A 1,335-nucleotide genomic window follows, 5' to 3' on the forward strand; every position below is an offset into this window, starting at 1 on the left:
ACGATGGCGGCTGCAAAGGTGTCTGCGACCGAGTACCTAACATCGAGGTCAAACCAAAAGATCACCCTAAATTCTGCGATAAAAATACATGCTATGACGAGGTTGTCCTTCAAGACCTCGATAGTGAAATTGCTCAAATGAAAGGGGATAAGCTGGTTGGCTTCCACCTGATAGGTAGCCATGGCCCAACCTACTACAAGCGCTATCCTGATGCTCATCGTCAGTTCACCCCTGACTGTCCACGCAGTGATATTGAAAACTGCACAGATGAAGAGCTCACCAACACCTATGACAACACCATCCGCTACACGGATTTCGTGATTGCAGAGATGATCGCCAAGTTGAAAACCTACGAAGATAAGTACAACACCGCATTGCTCTACGTCTCCGATCATGGTGAATCACTGGGAGCTATGGGGCTTTACCTGCACGGTACACCGTACAAGTTTGCACCGGATGATCAGACCCGCGTACCTATGCAGGTGTGGATGTCACCTGGATTTACCAAAGAGAAAGGCGTTGATATGGCGTGTTTGCAGCAGAAAGCCGCTGATACTCGTTACTCACACGATAATATTTTCTCATCTGTATTGGGTATCTGGGACGTCAAAACATCAGTTTACGAAAAGGGTCTAGATATTTTCAGTCAATGTCGTAATGTTCAATAAATTACATTGTTGGGGGCTCAGGCCCCCAATTATCTGTTAAATAATAGGTTTGTTACTATTGTCCGTGTATTTCATGGTTGAAATTTTTTAACGGGCAAAGCAGAAAGAGGAAGCTAAAATGGCAAAGCCTGGTGCAACTGGAATTACCCGAATCATTCATGCCACCAATTATAGTATGAAGGGACTTTCTTCAGCTTGGAGACATGAAGCGGCTTTTCGTCAGGAACTGTTACTCATTGTGCTGTTGATGCCTCTAGCGTTTTTTGTCGGAGATAGTTTAAATCAAATACTATTCCTAATGGTTATAAGTTGGCTGGTTGTGATTGTAGAGATCCTGAACTCAGCTATTGAAGCAGTAGTAGACAGAATAGGGTCAGAGCATCATGAGCTTTCTGGTCGAGCTAAAGACATGGGCTCTGCGGCTGTCTTCATTGCTCTGATGTTGAATGCCATAGTGTGGGGGGCATTGACAGGGCGTAATTTATTAGCTTGGTGGTAGTGTTATCATCAATAATATTTTTAATTATTCATTGCAGCCGCCATAAATGGTGGCTGTTAAATGAAAAAATAATAGATGCTAATCATAAGGTGGAACTTTTTGTCTGTTTAGCCCGCACCATAGGTGCGAAAATAACCATATTTTATTATTACTGTTTTTTCGGTCTTG

Annotated in this window: 2 protein-coding genes; both read left to right on the top strand. The window is 43.1% G+C overall.

The features are described from left to right. The coding region (locus LG31_RS20640) for a phosphoethanolamine transferase (protein ID WP_152598443.1) at window positions 1–668 on the top strand (668 nt) is incomplete at its 5' end. Between the two features lie 118 nt (window positions 669–786). Beyond that, window positions 787–1,167: a diacylglycerol kinase gene (locus tag LG31_RS0118575; RefSeq protein ID WP_033115901.1), complete on the top strand. Its 381-nt coding sequence runs from the start codon at window positions 787–789 to the stop codon at window positions 1,165–1,167. Window positions 1,168–1,335: the final 168 nt, after the last annotated feature.

The sequence above is a fragment of the Aeromonas lacus genome (genome assembly GCF_000764665.1).
GTDB classification, from domain to species: Bacteria; Pseudomonadota; Gammaproteobacteria; order Enterobacterales; family Aeromonadaceae; genus Aeromonas; species Aeromonas lacus.